The sequence below is a fragment of the Gluconacetobacter entanii genome, from assembly GCF_013155425.1.
GTDB lineage: Bacteria > Pseudomonadota > Alphaproteobacteria > Acetobacterales > Acetobacteraceae > Novacetimonas > Novacetimonas entanii.
In genome coordinates this window covers 1-517 of the sequence record NZ_JABJWD010000090.1, presented here as the reverse complement: position 1 = coordinate 517, position 517 = coordinate 1, and the positions used below count along the sequence as shown (strand labels likewise).

1 protein-coding gene is annotated in these 517 nt (G+C 53.8%); it reads left to right on the top strand.

The genetic code is table 11. The features are described 5' to 3' along the window. On the top strand, nucleotides 1-384 hold a 384-nt coding region (locus tag HNH97_RS14600), incomplete at its 5' end, for a transposase (protein WP_171791364.1). Nucleotides 385-517 lie beyond the last annotated feature (133 nt).

The following is a 517-nucleotide window of genomic DNA, read 5'->3' as shown; positions in this document are numbered from 1 at the left end:
ACAACGCATGCCGCCGCCAGTGATGGCGCGCGATTGAGAGAGGGGCTGCTGGATAAAACCAATACAGCCTCAAGTGTCTGGGCTGACACGGCCTACCGCTCAAAAGCCAATGAAGACTTCATGGAAAAGCAGGGCTTTGTCTCCAAGGTTCATCGCAAAAAGCCGCATCTCAAGCCTATGCCCCGGCATATCCAGAAATCGAATGCAGGAAAATCCATTATCCGGTCGCGTGTCGAGCATGTCTTTGCCGATCAGAAGTCACAGACGGGGCTGTTTGTCCGGACTGTCGGTATCAGCCGAGCCACCATGAGGATCGGGCTCGCCAATATCGTCTACAATATGCGCCGCTTCCTCTTCCTCGAAAGATTGAACGCGAGCGCATAGCCATCCAGCGGAGGACAACTCCCAATCTGCTCAAAACGCAGACCGGAGGCCATCGCAAAAACCGTCAATCAAATCGCCAAAACCCAGAAATTACCGGCCAAGCACATCAATCAGGGGTTCTTCGATCCCTCCA